The sequence below is a fragment of the Polynucleobacter finlandensis genome, assembly GCF_018881755.1.
GTDB classification, from domain to species: Bacteria; Pseudomonadota; Gammaproteobacteria; order Burkholderiales; family Burkholderiaceae; genus Polynucleobacter; species Polynucleobacter finlandensis.
In genome coordinates this window covers 58,740-80,809 of the sequence record NZ_JACVPS010000003.1, presented here as the reverse complement: position 1 = coordinate 80,809, position 22,070 = coordinate 58,740, and the positions used below count along the sequence as shown (strand labels likewise).

Sequence of the window (22,070 nt, the reverse complement as noted above, 5' to 3'; positions counted from 1 at the left end):
ATCCATGGAGCAATTTCACGCGCTACTAACGGCTTCTTATGGAAGACATTATTTAGCGCAGCGTTTGGTGAAAGATACCCAAGACAATGAATCGCCTGATGGCCCACTGATTCAGGTAAGCACTCCAGCTAAGCAGCACATCGGTGCTGTAGGTGATCGCATGTTGCTGGAGATGACTTCGGCAGATCAAGCACGCATTATTCGTATCGAGCCTAGAGAAAATCTTCTCTATCGATCAGATGCCTTTAAGAGCAAATTAATCGCTTCTAACGTTGATCAAATATTAGTAGTGCTGGCTACGCAGCCAGCTTTCTCCCCCGATCTACTAGGAAGGGCCGTAGTTGCTGCTGAAACCAATCAAATTGGTTTGCATATTCTGCTCAATAAATGCGATCTGCCAGATAACCTAGCTCATGCTCGCAAAATCATTGAGCCCTATGCCCGCATGGGCTATCCAGTGAGTGAAGTTTCTGCAAAATTTGATCCTGCCTCTATTGAAGCGCTGCGCCCTGCTCTGCAAGGGAAAGTTTCAGTATTTGTTGGGCAGTCCGGTATGGGTAAGTCGAGCCTCCTGAATGCCTGGGTACCGAATGCTGCCGCAATCACACAAGAGTATTCAGTACGCTTAGACACTGGCAAACACACCACCACAGCATGCCGTTACTTCGAACTACCCGAAGCATGGGGAAGAGATTCTCATGGCAAGCTCGGGGCTCTGATTGATTCACCAGGCTTTCAGGAATTCGGATTAGCTCACATGTCAGTCAGCGAACTTGAGCATGCCTTTAGGGAGTTCAAAGAACTTATCGGAAAATGCCGCTTTCATAATTGTGCGCACGAAACTGAACCAGATTGCGCAGTACGAGATGCCGTCGCTAGAAATGAAATAGCGCCAGAAAGACTAGCGCTATTTAGACAATTGCGCTCTGATTCAAAAACAGCAGATACGCAGATTCAAGGCATTAGCCAAGCCAAAGAGAGATGGTCAGCATTAGCAATAAAGCCATCCAAGCGATAATTAAGCGCCACACCAAGCCAATTGCGGAACGCATTGTCCGTTCGGTTGGCTCAAGACCCACCTCATAAACAATAGGCTCACCAGCTTCAGCCATCCGCAAAGCTTCATCACTATCAGGCTCACTCAAGGGCTCACCTAAACGTACGCCAAGTGCACCGCTACCAGCAGCCAGAATCACTGCAGATAAAGAATCAGCCCACTTGCCAGTGAGATAACGCCAGCCATAAACCGCACCCTCAAAATTACCAACGATAGCAAAGCCCATCGCAGTAATGCGGGAAGGAATCCAATCCAATACGTAGAAGAAATGTCGAGCCGCTTCACTTAAATTGAAGTCACCTCTTTCTGACCAGCGTTGCGAAGCGGTGTCAGCCAAGCGATATAGCACTACGCCTGCTGGACCCATCGGCATCATGAACCAAAACAACACGCCAAAGACATGGTGATGAGAGCCAACAATTGCACGCTCTAACGCCAATGAAATAACTTCAGTCTCACTGAGATTTGATGCGTCTAATTCAGGGCCATACCACTCAGCCAAGGCTAGACGAGCCGCAGGTAAATCATGATTCTGAATGGCTTCATGAACTGCAGTAAAGGAATGACTAAATTGACGAAAGCCAAAAAATAAATAGGCAATGGTGACATTCCAAATGAAACCCAAGATTGGATAAGTCAGCATGCAAGCAACATAAACCACAAAGACAAAGAAAGTTGGGAGAATGAAAGCTACCAAACAGGCCATGCGGGCGCCTACAGGACTCGCGCCATCCTCAGTCTTGCCGCCAAATTCACCAGCAACCCAATCCAACCAACGGGCACCAATTCGGTGGATCCAATGATTAGCCGATACCGGACGATATTGTTCGGCAATCAGGGCGAAGAGAATAGAAAAGAAAGTCATACTTTTAATAGATGATAAAGGTTACGTAACATTCCTGCAGTTGCTCCCCAAATAAAGCGACCTTCATAGGGCATCGAATAAAAACGGCGGCTACCTTGCTCACTCTGCCAAACCCGAACCTGATGATTTGCTGGGTCCATCAAGAAACTCAAGGGCACTTCAAATATATCCGCCACTTCAAATTCATCTAAGACATATTCTGCCTGAGGTTTAACCAAACCGATAATTGGTGTGACGCTATAGCCTGAAACCGTCAAATACTCGGGTAATTGACCAATAATCTCAACCCGCTCACGCTCTAGACCGATTTCTTCTTCGCTTTCGCGTAAAGCCGTCTCATTGGGGCCAGCATCCTCGGGATCCATGCGACCACCCGGAAAACTGATTTGCCCACCATGATCTCGCAAGTGCGTCGTTCTCTGAGTCAATAAAACGGATAAGCCATTTGGTTGAAGTAGTAAAGGAATCAAAACAGCTGCGCGAGTCACCTTGCCCGCAGCCTGACGCTTTGCAATGATGTCAGCAGCCATGACATGCCGGTTCTCATCTGTAATCTCTATCTGCCAAGCTGGAGGCGATAAAAGGCGTTCTTTTAGCTGATAAGGATCGAGCAATCTATCCAACACCTTTTGCTGACCGATGCACACTGATTCAATGGGCACAGCCTGGGCATCAAAACCCGCAGGGGCTGCAACATTGATTGCATCTTCTTCAGGTTTAGAGATCTTTGACATGTTCTTATTTTAAGGCAACAAAAAAGGCGACCAAGGCCGCCTTTTTTACTTCAAGCCGATAGCTTATTCAGCGGCTGGAGCTGGAACAGCTGCTGCTTTACGAGCAGGAAGCTTTTCTTTAATACGTGCAGACTTACCTGAACGATCGCGCAAGTAATACAACTTCGCACGACGCACATCACCTCGACGCTTTACTTCAATGCTAGCGATCAATGGTGAGTAAGTTTGGAATGTACGCTCTACACCTTCGCCAGAAGAAATCTTACGAACGATAAAGCTGGAATTAAGTCCGCGATTGCGCTTAGCAATCACAACGCCTTCAAAGGCCTGAGTACGTTTACGTGTACCTTCAACTACGTTCACGCCAACGACTACTGTATCGCCAGGAGCAAAACTTGGAAGAGTTCTGTTGGCGCTTAAGCGAGCAATTTCTTCTTGCTCAATTTTTTCAATCAAATTCATTTTCAATCCTTAAACATCTTGTCAGCGTTTAATCCCGAGATATAAATCAACGGACCAGACAGAGGATGTAGTTAAATCAATTTCACTAAACCAAAATACAAACTTTTTATTCAACCCTGAGATTACTCACAGCGTACGAAGAAATTGCTCATCTTCTTGGGTTAGCAACCCGTTGGTTCGAGCGGATTCAATTAAATCCGGTCTTAACCTTAACGTCAGCTCTAAAGACTTCTGCCGACGCCAATCCGCTATTTTAGCGTGATGTCCGCCCAAAAGCACGTCTGGAACAGATAAATTTTCATATATTTCAGGGCGGGTGTAGTGCGGATGGTCTAAAAGCCCGTTTACGAAGCTATCCTGGACCGCAGAATCATCATCCCCAAGAGCCCCGGGGATAAGCCGTATAACCGCATCCATCATGGCCATAGCGGGTAATTCGCCCCCAGAAACCACAAAATCACCCATTGAAAGCTGTAAATCGACGTTCCGGTCGACAAAACGTTGGTCAATTGCCTCATAGCGGCCACAAACAAAGCTAATATTGCCGTGATTGAGGATATCTGTCGCAATCTTTTGAGAAAAACGCTCACCTTGGGGTGCCAAAAGGCAAATTGGGCCAGATGGAATATGTTCCGCTTGATGGGACGCCTTAATCGCATTCACGGCATCTTCTAGCGGTTTAACCATCATGACCATCCCAGGGCCCCCACCATAAGCACGATCATCTACCGTTTTGCGGGGATCACTGCAATAGTCTCGGGGATTCCAAAGTTTGACGCTGGCTAGGCCTTTGTCACATGCGCGTCCAGTCACCCCCCACTGCGTTAAAGCTGGGAACATTTCTGGAAATAGAGTTACAACATCAAAGCGCATAGTGAAATAAAAAGTATTGGCTAACGTATTGGAAAGGCTACCAGTCAGATTGCCAATCTAGGGTAATGGATTTATTCGGCAAATCGACGTTTTGCACTACTTCCTTAACAAACGGTACGAGCTGCTTAACTACTTTGCTTATAGAATCCCCAATCGCAATGACGCCATGAGCGCCATTTTCGGTGACGTCCAAAACCTCACCCAAATGTTCGCCTTGCAGATTGTTTGCTTGGCAACCAATTAAATCTACCCAGTAATAAGTATCTTTGTCCGCTTTTGGAAAATCATCGCGCCCCACTAAAATGCGGGCACCCTTTAATGCATGAGCTTGATCGCGGTCTGTTACACCCTCTAAAGCGAGGACAACCGTGCCACTATGCATCTTTGCTTGTTTGACTTTGTAAGCACGTAAGGAAGCCTGCTCTTGAGAAGCAGAAACGCCAGCATCCCGACGAGGAATGAGGGAAAGCCAAATTTCTTTTGAAGATAGAAGCGCTACAGGATCTGAGGAGTGAGGGCGGACCTTCACTTGTCCTTGCAGGCCTTGAGCTTCAGCAATTGCACCAAGCTCAATCAAATCATTTAGGGAGGGTGTACTCATATTAATGCCACCTATTTTCCCTAAATAAAACTACCAATGAATCCTATCGCTAGAAGCCCCATCATGAAGACAGGGTTTCTAGAAAGTCAGTTTTAAACTGCAGGATTATTCTTGATCAAACGAACAACGGTTGGGGATACTTGCGCACCAACACCAGTCCAATAAGTCAAACGGTCTTGAGCAATACGCATTGCTTGCTCGGACTCAGCTGCCTTAGGATTGAAATAACCAATACGCTCGATAAAGTTCGAGTCGCGACGATTGCGCTTGTCAGTAGCAACGATACTGTAAAAAGGGCGCTTCTTAGAACCGCCGCGTGCTAGTCGAATGACGACCATAGTTATTCCTTAAAATCTAAAATTAAAAACAGGTTGATTACAACCCAATGAAATTTCTACAAAAATCTTGGGCTCCAGCCGACTGAGCAAATGAATAAAACAAATGCACGGTATAGCGGAAAACCTCATATTCTAGACGAAAACCCCTACTTATTCCACCTATTTCAACCCCTAACTCAGTAGAATAGTGAGTTCAAGGTGATAAAAATTGATTAAAAAACAACGAGTTAGATAAATATGCCCTACAAAAATAACCCCTCTAGTTCGTTTAGAAGCAGATTAAATCGACCCCTTCTGGCAATTTCCTGCCTAGGTTTAAGCCTTTTGACAGCTTGTGCCAGCGTCATCCCTCCTTGCGGAGCTAAGATCAGCCCCCCGACCCGAGAACTCAGAAATACCCAGTGGGAACTCATTCGCTGGAATCTCACCCCTAATGTCAATGGCGAAGTGCGCGCAAGGCAAATCCCACAAGGCGAGAGCAGCAACCCCATCCAAATCGCATTTGATGCAAATGGTGAGCGTCTTAGCGGGTCTACCGGCTGTAATCGATTTACCGCCCAGATTAGTGAAGATGAACGCGGCTTTACCTTAGAAAAAATCGCCAGCACCAAGATGGCCTGCAGTCCACAGCGCATGGAATTGGAAAATGACTTTCTCTATGAGCTCAACGATTACCGTACGATTGTTCGTGATGGTGATCGGCTCCTAGTTATTGGGCGGGATCGTGAAGTGTTGAGCTTTGCGCAACGTGATGTCAATCAGAAGTCATCGACTCAAAATAAATAATCACAAAGGTTTTAATGAAACGTTCTAAATTTATTTTCTGCGCACTCGGGATACTCTTTCCAGGCACCGGTTTTAATTGCTTTTACTTATTAGGCTTTAAATCTTTTTGGGCATGGGCTCAACTATTTTCTTTGATTGGCGGTATTGGCGGCTGGCTCCTCTTAAAAGCCGCGCACTTTCACTCCGCACCCGGCTGGATTTTGCTGACCTTGGGTTTTATTGCGATGGAAGCCAGTTGGTTAACCACCATTGCATTAGGTTTACGCGCAGATGAAAAGTGGGATGCCCAATTTAATCCAGCAGGTAAATCCAAGTCCGGGTGGCCGACAATCCTCACCGTCATTTTCTCGCTAGTATTTGGAGCTGGAGTAATGATGACCTTCTTGGCTGTTTCCTTTGAGCAATTTTTTATCTCTCAAATTGCAGAAGCAAGAAAGCTATCCCAGTAATGCGGATAGCTTAATAAAACAGAAACTGATTAGAAAGTCTTAAAACTGCTCCACTTCTAAAGCATTGGTGGAATGACCACTTTCCACAATAGAAGTTGCTAAGGCTTGCGCTTGTGGCAACAAGTTCTCAGCAAAGAAACGTGCAGTAGCAATTTTGGCGCCATAGAAACTTGGATCGCTAGAACGCAAACCTTCGGCAGCCAAGAGCGCACGAGCCATTTGCCATGCGCCCAAAACCAATCCACACAAACGCAGATAAGCAAAACTACCCGCGTAGACAGCTTTCACTTCTGTTTTGGCATTGGCTAAGATATAAGAAACGGAGGCTTCAAAAGCTTCACGTGCAGGAGTTAATTGCTTGAGAACAGCTTTAGCATCGGCACTACCAGCAGATGCTAGATTCTTTTCTGTCTGCTTGATTTTTCCAATCAAGACTTGAGCAGTTGCGCCACCATCACGCACCGTTTTTCTACCAACCAAATCATTTGCCTGAATTGCAGTTGTGCCTTCATAAATTGTCAAAATGCGGGCGTCTCGATAGTACTGGGCAGCGCCAGTCTCTTCAATAAAGCCCATACCTCCATGCACTTGCACGCCCAGACTAGCAACCTCAATCGACATCTCTGTAGAGAATCCTTTAACAATCGGAACCAAAAATTCATAAATTGCTTGGCTACCCTTGCGAGCAACCTCATCGGGTGAAGCATGCTGGGCATCGTACTCAGCCGCTGCGTAATACGCCAGCGCCCTAGATGCCTCAACGTAGGCGCGCATCGTCATCAACATCCGCTTGACATCAGGCTGATGAATAATTGCCACAGGACCAGCGGAACCGGCAAGATCACGGCTTTGTACGCGATCTTTAGCATATCGCACAGCCTTTTGATAAGCGCGCTCAGCGACAGCGACACCTTGCATACCAACAGCAAATCGGGCGGCATTCATCATGACAAACATATACTCAAGACCGCGATTTTCCTCGCCCACTAAATAACCAATAGCGCCACCATGATCACCAAACTGCAATACCGCAGTAGGGCTCGCCTTAATACCAAGCTTATGCTCAATAGAAACGCATTGAACATCATTGCGATTGCCTAGAGAGCCATCAGGGTTCACGATAAATTTTGGCACTACAAATAAAGAGATACCCTTTACGCCCTCAGGTGCATCAGGAGTACGAGCCAATACGAGATGGACAATATTCTTTGCCATATCGTGATCGCCATAGGTAATATAAATTTTGGTGCCATAAATCTTATAAGCACCATCATCCTGCGGCACGGCGCGCGAACGCACCATCGATAAATCAGAGCCCGCTTGTGGCTCAGTTAAGCACATTGATCCAGTCCACTCACCCGCAATCATCTTTGGAACAAATTGCTCCTGTAATTCTGGACTGGCTGCAGTAAGCAAAGCCTCAATCGCGCCATCTGTCAACATTGGGCACAAAGCAAAAGAAAGACTGGCTGAGTGAACCATTTCAAAACAGGCAGTAGCAATTAACTTGGGTAGGCTCTGACCACCAAACTCAGCAGGATGAACAACGCCCTGCCAACCAGCAGCAGCAAATTGCTCAAAAGCCTCTTTAAAACCGGGGGTGGTAGTAACCACTCCATCTTTTAGTGAGCTTGGATTTTGATCGCCAGGCCAATTGAGTGGTGCCACTACATCTTGATTGAATTTTGCAGCTTCTTCCAAAATAGCTGGCGCTAAATCAACATCAGCACCCGCTTCGGCATACTGAGGATAGGCGACAACATCTGATAGCCCAGCCAATTCATTCATCACAAACAGCATGTCTTTGACTGGGGCTACATATGGCATTACAACTCCTCTTTATTCAAATCGAATTGATTGAATGAATGTATCGACGACCTAAGAAAGCGCCTTAGTTAACTCTGGGACCGCAGTAAACAAGTCAGCCACTAAACCATAGTCAGCAACACTAAAGATTGGTGCTTCTGGGTCTTTGTTAATGGCTACGATGACCTTGGAGTCTTTCATGCCTGCTAAGTGTTGGATGGCTCCGGAGATGCCAACAGCGACATACAGTTGGGGAGCCACAATCTTGCCCGTTTGCCCTACTTGGTAATCATTGGGTACATAGCCTGCATCGACGGCTGCACGTGATGCACCCAAGGCAGCCCCTAAGGCATCAGCCAGCGGCACAACAACTTCTTGATACTTCTCACCAGAACCTAAACCACGTCCACCAGAGACAATGATCTTGGCAGCAGTAAGCTCAGGGCGATCTGATTTAGTCAGCTCGCGCCCAACAAAAGAGGATGAGGAAGTATTGCTTGCTGCAGCATCGCCAGATTGTTTTTCAATGGTGGCTGACCCGCCTGTAGCAGCCACTGGATCAAAGCCTGTCGTGCGCACAGTGATCACCTTGATTGAATCAGCCGATTGAACGGTAGCAATCGCATTACCTGCATAGATGGGACGCTCAAAGGTGTCAGGTGAGACAACCCTGGTGATGTCCGATAACTGAGCCACATCCAACTTAGCTGCCACTCTAGGGAGGACATTTTTACCGTTCGCAGTGGCTGGAGCCAAAATATGGCTATAGTTTTTAGCAATCGAGAGGATCTGCGCTGCTAAAGGTTCGGCCAATTGATCTGCTAAAGCTGGGCTATCTACTTGAATGACTTTACGCACGCCAGCGATTTGACTTGCTGCTTGGGCAACAGCATCAGTGCCATTGCCCGCTACGAGGATGTCTACCTCTGAGGAAATTTGCAGGGCAGCAGCAACGGCATTGAGGGTTGCCGCCTTTAAGGATTGATTGTCGTGTTCAGCAATCACTAGAGAGATCAGAGCGGCCATTTAAATCACCTTCGCTTCATTTTTGAGTTTTTCAACCAGAGCTGCTACATCGGCCACCATGACACCAGCGGTACGTTTTGGCGGCTCTTCTACTTTGAGTGTTTTCAGACGTGGGGCAATATCAACGCCCAACTCCTCTGGCTTAACAATCTCTAAAGTCTTTTTCTTGGCCTTCATGATGTTAGGTAGAGTCACATAACGTGGCTCATTTAAACGTAAGTCAGTCGTGATGACCGCAGGTAAGGTGAGCGCAATGGTTTCTAGGCCACCATCAACTTCACGGGTCACAGTGGCTTTGCCCTCAGCAATCACTACCTTAGAGGCAAAAGTGGCTTGCGGGATATCTAGTAAAGCAGCTAACATCTGACCGGTTTGATTGCTATCGTCATCAATCGCCTGTTTACCCAAAATCACCATCTGAGCCTGCTCTTTATCAGTGAGGGCTTTAAGAATCTTCGCAACGGCTAAGGGCTGCAAGTCAGCATCACTCTCTACTAAGATAGCGCGATCTGCGCCAATAGCCAAAGCAGTACGTAATGTTTCTTGGCATTGCGTGGGGCCCGCTGATACCACAATGATCTCAGTAACAATTCCCGCTTCTTTTAAACGGACGGCCTCTTCAACTGCAATCTCATCAAAAGGATTCATACTCATTTTGACGTTAGCAATATCAACACCAGAATTATCTGACTTCACACGAACTTTGACGTTGTAATCAACGACACGTTTTACAGCTACTAAGATTTTCATCTTCGGATCTCAATCTTCACAAAAACAATATTTATTTATCAAAAATCGGGGTAACTATCTATTTTATCTGCCTCGAGCAGTGTTTCTATTAAACGTCGATAGCAGAGGCAGAACCAGCCTTCTTGCGCAATTCAAACTTCTGAATCTTGCCGGTGGAGGTTTTGGGCAGGTCCCCAAAGACCACGGCCCTGGGAACTTTAAATCCAGCCAAATGTTTCTTGCAATGGGCCACAATTTCTTCAACTGTAACCTCAACATCAGGCTTTATTTCGAGAAATGCACAAGGGGTCTCACCCCACTTTGGATCAGGCATCGCCACAACCGCTGCTGCAATCACTGCTGGATGGCGGTAGAGTACATCTTCAACCTCAATCGAGGAGATGTTTTCACCACCAGAGATGATGATGTCTTTACTGCGGTCTTTGATCTTCACATAGCCATCAGGACTCATCACAGCCAAGTCGCCAGAATGAAACCAACCGCCTGCGAAAGCTTCTTGAGTGGCTTTCTCGTTCTTCAAATACCCTTTCATGGCGATGTTGCCCTTGAACATAATCTCACCCATGGTTTCACCATCGGCAGGCACAGGCTCCATTGTTTCTGGGTTCAATACAGCAATTGCTTGTTGCATGTGATAGCGCACGCCCTGTCGCGCATTCAAACGCGCGCGCTCGCCGATATCTAAATCATTCCACTCATCTTGCTGAACGCAAACTGCGGCGGGACCATAGGTCTCCGTTAATCCATAGACATGAGTCAAATCAAAGCCTAGCTTTTCCATGCCCTCAATAATGGATGCTGGAGGCGCAGCACCAGCAATAAGACCCTTAACACCTGCTGGCACGCCTACCTTCATCTCAGCTGGGGCATTTACCAATAAATTATGAACAATAGGGGCCGCACAATAATGGGTGACCTTGTGCTCTTTAATTGCGGCAAAGATATGTTGCGCATCAACACGACGCAAGCAAACATTAATACCAGCACGAGCCGCTATAGTCCATGGGAAGCACCACCCATTGCAGTGAAACATAGGTAATGTCCATAAATACACTGGGTGCTTAGCAATATCCCAATCTAAAATATTCGATACCGCATTAATTGCCGCACCACGGTGATGGTAGACAACTCCTTTTGGATCACCAGTAGTACCAGAGGTGTAGTTTAGACAAATCGCCTGCCACTCATCTACTGGAACCTGCCACTCATATTGCGGATCACCTTCGGCCAATAATTGCTCGTAAGTGAGTTTGCCCAATCTTTCTCCTGGCACATCAAACTCTTTTTCCTCGACATCAATCACCAGAAACTCGCGACCACTTTCCTTTTTGGCAATCTCCAAGGCTTTCTTCATTGTTCCCGAAAACTCAGGGTCAACAATGACTACTTTTGCTTCGCCATGGTTCAACATGAAAGCGATGGTTTCTGGGTCCAAGCGGGTATTCAGGGAATTTAATACAGCGCCAACCATCGGGACGCCGAAGTGCGCCTCAACCATTGGGGGTGTGTTCGGCAACATCACAGCCACCGTATCACCAAGGCCGATACCATGCTTACTCAAGGCGCTGGCAAGACGACGGCAGCGATCATAGGTCTGTTGCCAAGTTTGGCGCAGCTGCCCATGGATGACCGCCAAACGATTTGGGTAAATCTCGGCAGAGCGCTCTAAAAATAATAGCGGGGTAATGGGGGTAAAGTTTGCTGAGTTGCGCTCTAAGCCTTGCTCGAAAATATTTGCCATCTCTTTACCCTTGCTATTGTTCTTTTTTATTAGAGGTCTGCTAAAGCTTTAACGTGAGCCACAACACTGCGACCCAAGGCAGAGAGGTTGTAGCCACCCTCCAGACAGCTCACTATGCGGCCTTGAGCATATTGATCGGCTACTACTTTCAATTGATTGGTAATCCATGCGTAATCATCTTCCACTAAACCCATTTGCCCTAAGTCATCTTCTCTGTGAGCATCAAAGCCGGCAGAAATAATCACGAGCTCTGGCTCAAAGTCTCGTAGACGTGGTAGCCACTGCTCTTCCACAATAGAGCGCACGACATCGCCGCGAGTTGAGGCCGGCAAGGGAACATTCACCATATTCGTTGCCCCATCTAAACCGCTGTAAGGGTAAAACGGGTGCTGAAAAAAGCTGCACATCAAGACATTAGGATCATTGAAAAATGCCGCTTCTGTGCCGTTGCCATGATGTACATCAAAATCAATGATTGCTACGCGCTCAATGCCATATTGCTCCATGGCGTAGCGTGCTGCGATGGCCACATTATCAAAAACACAAAATCCCATAGAGCGCGTTGGCTCAGCATGATGTCCTGGTGGCCGTACCGCGCAAAAAACATTTTTTACTTCGCCTTTCATTACAGCATCGACACCAGCTATCGCAGCGCCTGCTGCACGTAAGCAAGCCCTCCAAGTGTGGGGATTCATGATGGTGTCACCATCAAGCATGAAGTACCCACTCTCGGGAGAGCGTTCTTTTACAAACGCAATATGGTCAGGGCTATGCACTAATTCCAATTGATCTTCTGTGGCCAGGGGCGCATCGAGATGATGCAGAAAGGGATCTATTCCGCTACGAATGAGTTGGTCATTAATCGCTTGAATGCGTTCTGGACATTCTGGATGATGGCTACCCATCTCATGTTTTAGAAAATCTGGATGAGTTATGTATCCTGTAGTCATTACTTAAAACTTTCAATAACAAAACGGCAATTTTTTTAATTTAATAAACGTGCAATCTACTCAACGCCAACTTCACTTGAATATACGTTTCCTTGTCTCCAGCATCGTCCTCGCTTTGCTTCTAGGGGCTTGCTCTAGCAACCCTACGCAACAAAGCAACACTACTCAAGCTATCGTAAACCAAACCGAAGAGGCGGTGTCCGAAGCCCTCTTTTCCGAAAATATTCATGAATTACTGGCCCAGGTGGCTCAAACCCAAGAAATACCCCTTCCCGCACTTGAATCTGGCTTTTTGGATGTTAAGACCATTCCCTCAATACGCAAATTAGTATTACCCCCATCCGGAACCTTTAAAAAGAATTGGGTGGCGTACCGCAAGCGTTTTGTTGAGCCAGTCAGATTAAAGGCAGGTAAAGCCTTTTGGGAGCAGAACCATGCATTTCTTACTCAAGTTGAACAAGAGTCCGGAGTGCCAGCTGAAATCATCGTGGCGATTATCGGCATTGAAACCATCTATGGACGCCAAACCGGTAACTTCAGGGTTAAGGACGTTTTATCTACCCTTGCATTTAGCTACCCCGACACCCCAAATAAAGCGGTTCGTGAGCGGTTATTTAAAGACCAACTAAAAGAGCTCATCTTGATGTGCTGGTCAGATGCTGGCGGCAAGCTTCCAGCCAAAAATGGCGCCCAAGGCTTAAATGGTGCCCGCTTTAGCGCGTGCCTCAATCAAAACAGCTCTTATGCGGGCGCGATTGGCCTACCTCAGTTCATGCCCAGCAGCATTAGAAGCTTTGCAGTAGATGGGGATGGGGATGGTCGCATCGATCTTCGTCAAAGCCCCAAAGACGCCATTGCCAGCGTTGCCAACTTCATGAAACAACATGGCTGGGAACCAGGCATGCCAATCTCCTTCCCAGTGCTCAGCTCCGGTATAGCTGAAGCTAAATTATTAGCTGACGGTGAACCCAAACTCAAATACTCTGTTGAGGAACTCATCAATAAAGGGATCCTCAAGCCAGAGCAAGGAGATCTACAAACAGGTGGTGTTACGCCACAAAGCAAAGCATTTATTGTTGATCTTCCCTACCCTGATACAGATGGTAGCGATCAAGTTCACTATGTTGTGGGCTTAAATAACTTTCTAACGATTGTGCAATATAACCGCAGCTATTTTTATGCACAAAGTGTTGCTGAATTTGCAGAAGCATTAGGTTATAAAAATCAGAGTGCTGTGCCTACTAGCAATACAGCAAAAGAAGCAAAGCCTACTGAAACTAGTGGGGCGAAAACCAAGAAATCGAAAGCCAAGAAAAAGCCTAAGCAATCTTGACTTAGCCTAGACTGGGAAAACTCCAGTAGATAAGTAGCGATCACCCCGATCACACACAATAAATACAATCGTTGCATTCTCCGCCTGACGAGCAATACGCAAAGCCACCACTAAAGCCCCACCAGCAGAAATCCCACAAAAAATACCTTCTTGCGCAGCCAAGCGACGCGCCATTTCTTCGGCATCAGCCTGCGTTACGTACTCAATACGATCTACTCTATCGCCTTGGTAAATTTTTGGTAGGTACTCTGGCGCCCATTTGCGTATCCCCGGAATTTGCGAGCCCTCTTCCGGTTGCGCCCCAATGATTTGAATATTCGGGTTCATCGATTTGAGATAAGTCGATACCCCAGTAATCGTTCCCGTAGTACCCATTGCTGAAATGAAATGGGTAATCTGCCCATCAGTATCTCGCCAAATTTCAGGGCCAGTCGATTCAATATGTGCACGTGGATTATCTGGATTAGCAAACTGATCAAGCAACTTGCCACGACCTTCTTTTTGCAGTTGCAAAGCATAGTCTCTTGCAAACTCCATACCACCAGAAGCCGCCGTCAGAATGAGTTCGGCACCGTAGGCAGCCATACTTTGACGACGCTCAATACTCTGGCTCTCCGGCATCACTAAAACCATTTTGTAGCCCAACATCGCAGCGGCCATTGCCAGCGCAATACCAGTATTGCCACTGGTTGCTTCAATCAAGGTATCACCGGGTTTAATTTCACCACGCTCTTGCGCGCGTGTGATCATCGACAGCGCAGGTCGGTCCTTCACCGACCCGGCTGGATTGTTTCCTTCTAACTTGCCCAAAATCACATTGCCACGGGCCTCATTCTCGGGACCGGGAATACGTTGTAAACGAACCAAAGGCGTATTGCCAACAGTTTGTGAAATAGTTAAGTAAGAAGGGGTGCTCATTCAGGCATTTTAGCCGTAAGCACGCCTATACGCGTATGGGTCTAGTTACGGCGACCCGCTCCCTCACGATCCGCATGAGGACGAGAACTGTTTTGACCGCGAGAACCACGTCGACTAGCACCAGAGCCTTCTTTCTTGGTCCTGCCATTGGGTTCGCGAAATGAGCCCGGGGCCTCGATGGTTAAACCGTTATCCACCATTTTTTCCACTGATCTCATGCCAATGCCTCGTACCCGCTTTTGCAAATCATTAGCATCCTGAAAGTGGCCGCCATCGAGTCGCTCAGAAATAATCGTTTTAGCTTTAGAGGGGCCGATTCCTTTAATGCTTTCTAACTCAGTTTGAGTGGCGGTATTGACATTAATTGGTGAAGCAAAAGCAGCAGAAGCCCCCAAACCAGAAGCAGCTAATAATGCTGAAAAAGCTAAGGCTTTAATGAAGCGGTGGGTACCACCTTGTCGTGATTGATAAGTCATTTTTTCTCCAGTCATAAAAATCCGCAGACATGAAATATGTGCGGATCAATTACAACGAAGCAATCACCCACCTGTTGACACCCTTCAGCGAATTCAGAAAATGTTTACGAGCAGGGAAGAAAAAACACTTATCTCATACAGTTTTTGATCCAAATCAAAAACTAAGAGCCACAATTATTTTCCAGCCGAAATACTCGAGATTGAATATCTATACTCAATCCAGTTCTATTTAACTCATTGGATACAGCATGAATGTCGATATTGTTATTGTTGGAGCAGGTCCCTCAGGGCTATGCCTTGCCAGGTCACTAAGCGGGCAAGGGCTAACAATTGCAGTTATTGAACAGCAGTCTCTAGATGCCATTTCAAATCCAGCGTTTGATGGCAGGGAGATCGCCCTTACCCAGAGCTCTGCCAGCGCCATGAAAGATCTTGGACTGTGGCAATTAATTGAACCGCAGGCAATTTCACAATTACGCGATGCCAAGATTCTGGATGGGAGATCCCAGTTTGAAATGCTCATCCCTCACCAGCTCAGCAAATACCAAGAACTGGGGTGGTTAATTTCAAATCACGTCATTCGCAAGGCAGCCTACGATGCCACACAAGAAGCCAATGATCTCCATCACGACATTACGCTCATTCCCGGCCGGAAGGTGATCAAAGTCAAAACGAGTCAGCAAATCGCAGGTGTAGTCTTAGATGATCAAACAGAAATTAGCGCAAAGTTAGTGGTGGCGGCTGATAACCGATTTTCCACTACGCGTCGCATGATGGGCATTGCTGCTGACATGCATGACTTTGGTAGAAACATGTTGGTCTGCTGCATGACTCATGACACACCCCATGACCATATTGCTTGGGAGTGGTTTGATTATGGGCAAACGCTTGCACTACTCCCCATGAATCCAGACCCAGAAACGGGTCGCTATAGAAGCTCAGTGGTTATTACTGTTGCCAGCGATGAAGCTGAGGAACTCATGAAGTTGAATCCCGAGGCGTTCTCTAGAAATGCAAAAGAACGATTTGGCAATCGCCTTGGAGAAATGGACCTAGTGAGCACTATTCACTCCTACCCCCTAGTATCGGTATACCCAAAAAGATTGGTGGGGACTAGATTTGCCACTGTTGGTGACGCCGCGGTTGGGATGCATCCAGTAACAGCACATGGATTTAACTTTGGCCTCCTAGGCGTGCAAAAACTTTCAAAAGAAATTCTAGGTGCCCATAGAGTGGGCAAAGATATTGGCGATCAGGCACTCTTACTGCGCTACGAAAGAACGCATAGACTCAAAACCAAACCACTCTTCTTGATGACTAGATTAATTACTGAGATCTATACAAAAGAATCACCACCTGCGAAGTTCTTAAGAAAGGCGCTACTGCATGTTAGCGAGAAGCTGACCCCATTTAAGAAGTCGATTGCCTTATCGCTAACAGGACGATAACCAGAAATCAGTGGCTCAAGATAAATTGAGCAGCTTTCTTAATAAACTCTGGCTCGGTTTGATTGAAGCCATGATAAGCAAATGATTCGCAGACGCCACCCTCAGTAATACCACCGTCAATGATTTCTAGTTTTGATACAAGTTTTGGAGGTCTACCTTCTATCACTCTAGAAGATGCGCTAACAGGAGTTCCTGCACAAGAATCTTGTCGATGGTGAATCGCTAGTACCGGAAGGGTAACCTCATCATCCAAAGATGCCGTCGTGATTGTTCCCGCAATAATAATTCCGGAAATCGGCCGGTCTTTGAAATGTTTATTAGCAAAGTAGGTTGCAGTAGATGAGCCCATGCTATGGCCAAATATCCAAATCGGCAAATTCGTTTTGGTTTTATAAAAATTCACCACCTCAGCAACCCTTGTAAGGTGATCTTCTCGACCCCGTAAATTACTTCTCCGCAAGTCGCCCAAGTCATATGGACTGTCTACGAGTACAGCATCGATATTGTATTGAGCCCAAAGCTCTTGAGATCGCACGAAGGTGTGACGACTGATGACTGAGCCATCATCTTGAATCTTCGCCATTCCGCCACCACCAGGAAAAAGCAACACTAGCGCTTTAGGTTTAAGTGCTTCAACTAAAAGGGTTTGGGTAGGTGGATCGCTTCCATGGGGAATGCTCATAAGCTGAGCACTCACGCCTCTAGCAACAAAGAAAAAGATGAGCGCAATCCAGAATTTACTCACCCTATCTGCCTCTTATTTCGTATCTAGAGGGCTCGCCAAGAAATCCGCATTAGTCACTAACCAGTTAATGTAGCGGCTAACACCCTGCTCGACATTGAGGAAGGGCTCTTGATATCCAGCAGCGCGTAGCTTAGTTAAGTCAGCTTGTGTGAAGCATTGATATTTACCTTTGAGCGCCTCTGGAAATGGAATGTACTCAATAGCCTTTTCTTTTATCAACTCTTCCAAGCTGGCTGGGTTGGCTTTATCAAGCTTACGCATGGCATTAGCCACTGCATGAGCCACATCATTAAATGGCTGTGCACGACCACTACCTAAGTTAAATATGCCACTGATTTCTGGATGGTCCAAGAAAAATAGATTTACTTTGACGACATCTTCAACAGAAACAAAGTCACGGCTTTGCTCGCCAGCAGCATAGCCGCCATACTCACCAAATAATTTGACTTGGCCATTGGCTTTGTACTGATGGTATTGATGAAAAGCGACTGATGCCATGCGTCCCTTATGGGATTCACGTGGGCCATAAACGTTGAAGTAGCGGAAACCCACTACTTGAGCGCTATTGGCATTCTCAGCAAAACGCTTACGCATCACCTGATCAAAGAGGAATTTGGAATAGCCGTAAATATTTAATGGCTTCTCATGTTCGCGGCTCTCGACGAAGACATCTGAACCACCATAGGTTGCGGCAGATGATGCGTACAAAAGCTGTACCTTTTGCTCTGTGCAGATATCCAACAAATCCATTGTGTAACGATAATTATTCGCCATCATGAAGATGCCGTCAGTTTCCATCGTATCGGAGCAAGCCCCCTCATGAAACACTGCCTTCACCTTGCCAAAGCGACCACTTCTAAAGGCTTCTAAAAACTCATCTTTATCCAAGTAATCAATGATGTCTAAATCCGCTAAGTTGCGATACTTATCAGCAGGACGTAGATCATCAACCGCAATGATATTTTTCTCACCACGCGCATTTAGGGCTTGAACAATATTGGCGCCAATAAAACCAGCTGCGCCAGTAACGATGATGGTCATTGCAATTCCTCAGAAGTAACAGTTGCCGTTCCCAGCTTACCAACCACAATACCGCCAGCGCGATTCGCTAGTGCCATGGCCTTTTCTAAAGGCCACTGAGAGGCTAGCGCAACAGCCAAGGTGGCAATCACAGTATCGCCAGCGCCAGATACATCAAATACTTCACGCGCCTGGGCTTTCACATGACTGACACCAGCATCCGTAAACAAACTCATGCCGTCTTCAGATCTTGTCAGCAACAAGGCTTGTAGGTTCAAAGATTTTCGGAGATCTTGTGCTCTACGCGTTAAATCCTCTTCGCTGGTCCACTGCCCCACTACCTGACGTAATTCACTACGATTTGGGGTTAAGACTGTGGCCCCACGATACTTCTCATAATCCTCACCCTTAGGGTCTACAAGAATGACTTTATTTTTTGCACGAGCCTGCTCAATCATCAAAGCAACTTGGCCCAAAGCACCCTTGCCGTAGTCGGACAAAATCACAACATCAGCGTCACCGAGTGATTTTTCAAAACGCTCCAGCTTATGAGCTAAAGCAGTTTCACTAGGTGCCTCTTCAAAGTCCAAACGAATCAGTTGCTGCTGCCGTGCAATCACACGCAACTTTACTATCGTTGGAACTTTGCTATCAATTTCTAACTGGCTATCAACGCCGCTAGATTTAAGCAATTCAGTAACGCGACGACCAGCCTCATCATTGCCAATGACACCCAGAATCGTGGTCTTAGCACCCAACGCAGCTACGTTACGAGCTACGTTGGCGGCGCCACCTAAACGCTCATCAATTTTACCAACCTGAACCACAGGAACTGGCGCTTCTGGAGAAATGCGATGGGTATCACCAAACCAGTAGCGATCCAACATGACATCGCCAACCACAAGTAAGCGGGTTTTGGAGAACTGTTCTCGGTTAGCTTTTTCCACAGGCAGACTTTTTCTTTGATTAAATTACTTTTAATTATGACGGCCAATGCCTTGGTACTCAATACCCAATTCTTGCATAGCTGAAGGCTCATAGAGATTGCGGCCATCAAAAATAATAGGTCGCTTGAGCTTTTGCATGAGCGCATCAAAATCTGGACTGCGGAACGCCTTCCACTCAGTCACAATCACGAGAGCATCGCAACCATCAACTGCTGCCATGGGGTCTTCCACCATTGAAATCTTCTTTAAGCCCTCGGGATTGCCTTTAAAGTCCTGCTCAAGGCAATGCTTTGCCTCTGGCATCGCAACGGGATCATAGGCCACTACTGAGGCGCCACGCTTCACTAATTCACCAATGATGATGCGGCTTGGCGCTTCGCGCATGTCGTCCGTATTTGGCTTGAAGGCTAAGCCCCATAAGGCAAATTTCATATTAGAAAGGTCTTTACCAAAACGCTTTTCAATCTTTTCAACCAAAATGGTCTTTTGCGCTTCGTTAACTGCTTCAACTGCATCCAGAATCTTGAGGTCTCTGCCGAACTCCATAGCAGTCTTGGAGAGCGCGGAAACATCTTTTGGAAAGCATGAGCCGCCGTAACCCGTACCGGAGTACAAGAAACCATAACCAATACGAGAGTCTGAGCCAATTCCCTGACGTACAGATTCAATATCAGCACCAACGAGATCAGCTAAGTTCGCCAATTCATTCATAAAGGAGATGCGGGTGGCTAACATAGCATTGGCTGCATACTTTGTTAACTCCGCACTCTTCACATCCATGTAATAGGTACGCTCATGGTGACGATTAAATGGTGCATAGAGTTTGCGCATTTGCTCTTTGGCATGCAAACCAGATGGTGTGCTCTCAGTACCGATCACAATGCGATCTGGACGCATAAAATCTTCGACTGCAGCGCCTTCTTTTAAGAACTCTGGGTTAGAGACTACTGAGCAAAGCTCTGGATCGAGATTGCGCTGAGCCAACTCTTCTTTGATAGCGGCGGTAACCTTATCTGCAGTACCTACGGGAACAGTGGATTTGTCTACGATCACTTTAGGAGTGGTCATATGGCGGCCAATATTGCGAGCTGCAGCCACTACATATTGCAAATCTGCAGAACCATCTTCATCGGGAGGTGTACCAACAGCAATAAACTGAACATCACCATGAGCTACTGAAGCCGCTATATCAGTAGAAAACTGTAAGCGTCCTGCTGCGCGATTGCGCTCAATCATTTCCTTAAGACCGGGCTCGTAAATCGGCACACCACCAGAATTGAGAATCTCAATCTTTTTAGGATCCACGTCTACACAAAAGACATTGTTGCCCTGCTCAGCAAGACAAGCGCCGGTCACTAAACCAACATACCCACTACCAATAATGGTGACTTTCAAGTGAACTCCAATATATTTCTAATTGATCTACTGCTATTAAACACAAAATTCATTACGGTCTTGTTAATGTATTACATTGAAGGTCCGCTGGGTACAGCACCCTCACTGCGTCTTGGGGAATAGGCCTCCCAATGATTGCAGCCAGGGCATTGCCAATAAAAACGTCTCGCACGGAAACCACAATTCCCGCAGGTATAGCGCGCCAAACTATTGGTTCGTTGCTTTAACAAGCCTAGGATAGATTGGATTTCTGAAATCTTCTCAGGAGTCCCATTACTTTCAGCGAGAGTTAAACGTGTCTCAGCCAATTTTGATAAAGCGCTTAAGCTCGGAGAATGTTGCATCACGTCTACCAGCATTAGCTCGGCTGCTTGAGGCCCACGCATCTGAGTCACGTGTTTCTGAACAATCTCCAGCAATTCACCAGAAGCTTGTGTCTTTAACAACTCGCAAAGTCTCTCTAGACCAGGCTCTGCTTTATCCAGCGCAGTATGTGCAGCCATCCAACGATCAGCAAGTAAATGCATATAAGCCGGATGAGTGTCTGCAACAACACTCCAAACTGCTATAGCTTGACCAGGGCGATCCGACGCCACTAAATAGTCGCCTTGCAATATCAATGCACGCGCGTGATTTGGGACGGCCTGAAGTGCCCGTTCAATAGACTGCTCAGCTTCTACTAAATCCTTACGACGCAGAGCCTCTTGTGCCAACTCACAATGAAACTGGGCGATCTCAGTTTGATGGGATTTACCTTGTAAACCTTCAAGCTCAGCGGCGGCAATGATGGCCTTTTTCCAATCCCGCTCTACTTGATACATCTCCAAGAGACTCTCTTTAGCGGGAGCTGCATATTTTCCATCACCCACCCGATTGAGAGAAGCTTCTGCACGATCTAATAAACCTGCGCGCAAGAAATCACGTCCCAGCTCATAAGCGGCATGATCACGATCACGTGGTTTTAAATCATCACGGTTAGCCAAGTGTTGATGCACCCGAATTGCACGCTCTGTTTCACCACGGCGACGGAATAAATTACCCAAAGAAAAATGTAGTTCAATAGTTTCTGGGTCTAGCTGTGCAATCTTGACCAAAGTCTCGATGGCTTGATCGGGCTGCTCATTCAAGAGAAGACTTAAACCTTTAAAGGTCGAGCGTTGCTGACGCATACGCTCGCGTTCATCCATGCGATTCTCAAGACGCAAATCCCAGCGTGATGCCAACCAACCCAATCCAAACAAGATGGGTAATAACAATAGCCAGGATGTTGCAATTTGAATCATCGTGGAGATAACTTAAATGAAGGGCTTAAATAAAAAATGGTCCAAACGGACCACTGACGTGCTTGCT

General features: G+C 46.6%; 23 protein-coding genes. 5 read left to right on the top strand and 18 right to left on the bottom strand.

Annotated features, from left to right (window positions below; all coding sequences use genetic code 11):
* Positions 1-4: 4 nt before the first annotated feature.
* Entirely contained in the window at positions 5-1,018 is a 1,014-nt protein-coding gene (gene rsgA, locus ICN49_RS02615; RefSeq protein ID WP_216165531.1) for a ribosome small subunit-dependent GTPase A, read from the top strand.
* Here the strand turns inward: rsgA and ICN49_RS02610 are convergent.
* From ICN49_RS02610 to rpsP, 6 genes are all read right to left on the bottom strand, one after another.
* Positions 963-1,922 carry a CobD/CbiB family protein gene (locus tag ICN49_RS02610; RefSeq protein WP_216165528.1) on the bottom strand — a complete coding sequence of 320 codons (960 nt, stop codon included), beginning with the start codon at positions 1,920-1,922 and terminating at the stop codon, positions 963-965. The two genes, rsgA and ICN49_RS02610, sit on opposite strands and share 56 nt — an antisense overlap.
* Positions 1,919-2,656 (bottom strand): CoA pyrophosphatase, encoded by a 738-nt coding sequence (locus tag ICN49_RS02605; RefSeq protein ID WP_216165524.1) that lies wholly within the window; start codon positions 2,654-2,656, stop codon positions 1,919-1,921. The genes ICN49_RS02610 and ICN49_RS02605 overlap by 4 nt, the downstream gene beginning before the upstream one ends.
* Positions 2,657-2,719: 63 nt before the next feature.
* A complete protein-coding gene (gene rplS / locus ICN49_RS02600) occupies positions 2,720-3,118 on the bottom strand; it encodes a 50S ribosomal protein L19 (RefSeq protein ID WP_216165522.1) in 399 nt (132 codons plus the stop codon).
* Positions 3,119-3,244: 126 nt separating this feature from the next.
* On the bottom strand, positions 3,245-3,991 hold the full coding sequence (gene trmD / locus ICN49_RS02595) for a tRNA (guanosine(37)-N1)-methyltransferase TrmD (protein ID WP_216165519.1): 747 nt from the start codon (positions 3,989-3,991) through the stop codon (positions 3,245-3,247).
* Between the two features lie 37 nt (positions 3,992-4,028).
* Entirely contained in the window at positions 4,029-4,592 is a 564-nt protein-coding gene (gene rimM / locus ICN49_RS02590) for a ribosome maturation factor RimM (RefSeq protein ID WP_216165516.1), read from the bottom strand.
* Positions 4,593-4,684: 92 nt separating this feature from the next.
* Positions 4,685-4,930, bottom strand: coding sequence for a 30S ribosomal protein S16 (gene rpsP / locus ICN49_RS02585; RefSeq protein WP_087909239.1), 246 nt, complete (start codon positions 4,928-4,930; stop codon positions 4,685-4,687).
* 324 nt (positions 4,931-5,254) lie between these two features.
* On the opposite strand from rpsP, the gene ICN49_RS02580 reads away from it, so the two are divergent.
* Both ICN49_RS02580 and ICN49_RS02575 read left to right on the top strand, forming a co-directional pair.
* Entirely contained in the window at positions 5,255-5,716 is a 462-nt protein-coding gene (locus tag ICN49_RS02580; protein ID WP_255535370.1) for an META domain-containing protein, read from the top strand.
* 14 nt (positions 5,717-5,730) lie between these two features.
* A complete protein-coding gene (locus tag ICN49_RS02575) occupies positions 5,731-6,165 on the top strand; it encodes a hypothetical protein (RefSeq protein WP_216165511.1) in 435 nt (144 codons plus the stop codon).
* A 39-nt stretch (positions 6,166-6,204) separates the two neighbouring features.
* Here the strand turns inward: ICN49_RS02575 and ICN49_RS02570 are convergent, their stop codons facing one another.
* From ICN49_RS02570 to ICN49_RS02550, 5 genes are all read right to left on the bottom strand, one after another.
* A complete protein-coding gene (locus tag ICN49_RS02570; RefSeq protein WP_216165508.1) occupies positions 6,205-7,992 on the bottom strand; it encodes an acyl-CoA dehydrogenase in 1,788 nt (595 codons plus the stop codon).
* Between the two features lie 51 nt (positions 7,993-8,043).
* A complete protein-coding gene (locus ICN49_RS02565) occupies positions 8,044-8,988 on the bottom strand; it encodes an electron transfer flavoprotein subunit alpha/FixB family protein (RefSeq protein WP_216165779.1) in 945 nt (314 codons plus the stop codon).
* A 9-nt stretch (positions 8,989-8,997) separates the two neighbouring features.
* Positions 8,998-9,747, bottom strand: a complete 750-nt coding sequence (locus tag ICN49_RS02560) for an electron transfer flavoprotein subunit beta/FixA family protein (RefSeq protein WP_216165505.1) — start codon at positions 9,745-9,747, stop codon at positions 8,998-9,000.
* A gap of 88 nt (positions 9,748-9,835) precedes the next feature.
* Entirely contained in the window at positions 9,836-11,488 is a 1,653-nt protein-coding gene (locus ICN49_RS02555; protein ID WP_216165503.1) for an acyl-CoA synthetase, read from the bottom strand.
* A gap of 29 nt (positions 11,489-11,517) precedes the next feature.
* Entirely contained in the window at positions 11,518-12,438 is a 921-nt protein-coding gene (locus ICN49_RS02550) for a histone deacetylase family protein (RefSeq protein WP_216165500.1), read from the bottom strand.
* A gap of 76 nt (positions 12,439-12,514) precedes the next feature.
* Here ICN49_RS02550 and ICN49_RS02545 point away from each other — a divergent pair, with 76 nt between their 5' ends.
* Positions 12,515-13,771: a lytic murein transglycosylase gene (locus ICN49_RS02545; RefSeq protein ID WP_216861083.1), complete on the top strand. Its 1,257-nt coding sequence runs from the start codon at positions 12,515-12,517 to the stop codon at positions 13,769-13,771.
* A 6-nt stretch (positions 13,772-13,777) separates the two neighbouring features.
* Here the strand turns inward: ICN49_RS02545 and cysM are convergent, their stop codons facing one another.
* Entirely contained in the window at positions 13,778-14,689 is a 912-nt protein-coding gene (gene cysM / locus ICN49_RS02540) for a cysteine synthase CysM (RefSeq protein WP_216165497.1), read from the bottom strand.
* A gap of 41 nt (positions 14,690-14,730) precedes the next feature.
* Positions 14,731-15,165 carry a ComEA family DNA-binding protein gene (locus ICN49_RS02535; protein WP_216165494.1) on the bottom strand — a complete coding sequence of 145 codons (435 nt, stop codon included), beginning with the start codon at positions 15,163-15,165 and terminating at the stop codon, positions 14,731-14,733.
* Positions 15,166-15,413: 248 nt separating this feature from the next.
* Here ICN49_RS02535 and ubiM point away from each other — a divergent pair, with 248 nt between their 5' ends.
* Positions 15,414-16,613, top strand: a complete 1,200-nt coding sequence (ubiM, locus tag ICN49_RS02530) for a 5-demethoxyubiquinol-8 5-hydroxylase UbiM (RefSeq protein ID WP_216165491.1) — start codon at positions 15,414-15,416, stop codon at positions 16,611-16,613.
* A gap of 7 nt (positions 16,614-16,620) precedes the next feature.
* On the opposite strand, the gene ICN49_RS02525 is transcribed toward ubiM, so the two are convergent.
* The 5 genes from ICN49_RS02525 to lapB all read right to left on the bottom strand — a co-directional run bounded on the left by ICN49_RS02525 (position 16,621) and on the right by lapB (position 22,003).
* Positions 16,621-17,358 (bottom strand): alpha/beta hydrolase, encoded by a 738-nt coding sequence (locus ICN49_RS02525; RefSeq protein ID WP_216165488.1) that lies wholly within the window; start codon positions 17,356-17,358, stop codon positions 16,621-16,623.
* Between the two features lie 12 nt (positions 17,359-17,370).
* Positions 17,371-18,399, bottom strand: coding sequence for an ADP-glyceromanno-heptose 6-epimerase (gene rfaD / locus ICN49_RS02520; RefSeq protein ID WP_216165486.1), 1,029 nt, complete (start codon positions 18,397-18,399; stop codon positions 17,371-17,373).
* Positions 18,396-19,325, bottom strand: a complete 930-nt coding sequence (gene rfaE1, locus ICN49_RS02515; RefSeq protein WP_216165484.1) for a D-glycero-beta-D-manno-heptose-7-phosphate kinase — start codon at positions 19,323-19,325, stop codon at positions 18,396-18,398. Before rfaE1 ends, rfaD begins: the two co-directional genes overlap by 4 nt.
* A gap of 30 nt (positions 19,326-19,355) precedes the next feature.
* Positions 19,356-20,720, bottom strand: a complete 1,365-nt coding sequence (locus ICN49_RS02510; RefSeq protein ID WP_216165482.1) for a UDP-glucose dehydrogenase family protein — start codon at positions 20,718-20,720, stop codon at positions 19,356-19,358.
* 71 nt (positions 20,721-20,791) lie between these two features.
* A complete protein-coding gene (gene lapB / locus ICN49_RS02505; RefSeq protein ID WP_216165480.1) occupies positions 20,792-22,003 on the bottom strand; it encodes a lipopolysaccharide assembly protein LapB in 1,212 nt (403 codons plus the stop codon).
* Positions 22,004-22,070 lie beyond the last annotated feature (67 nt).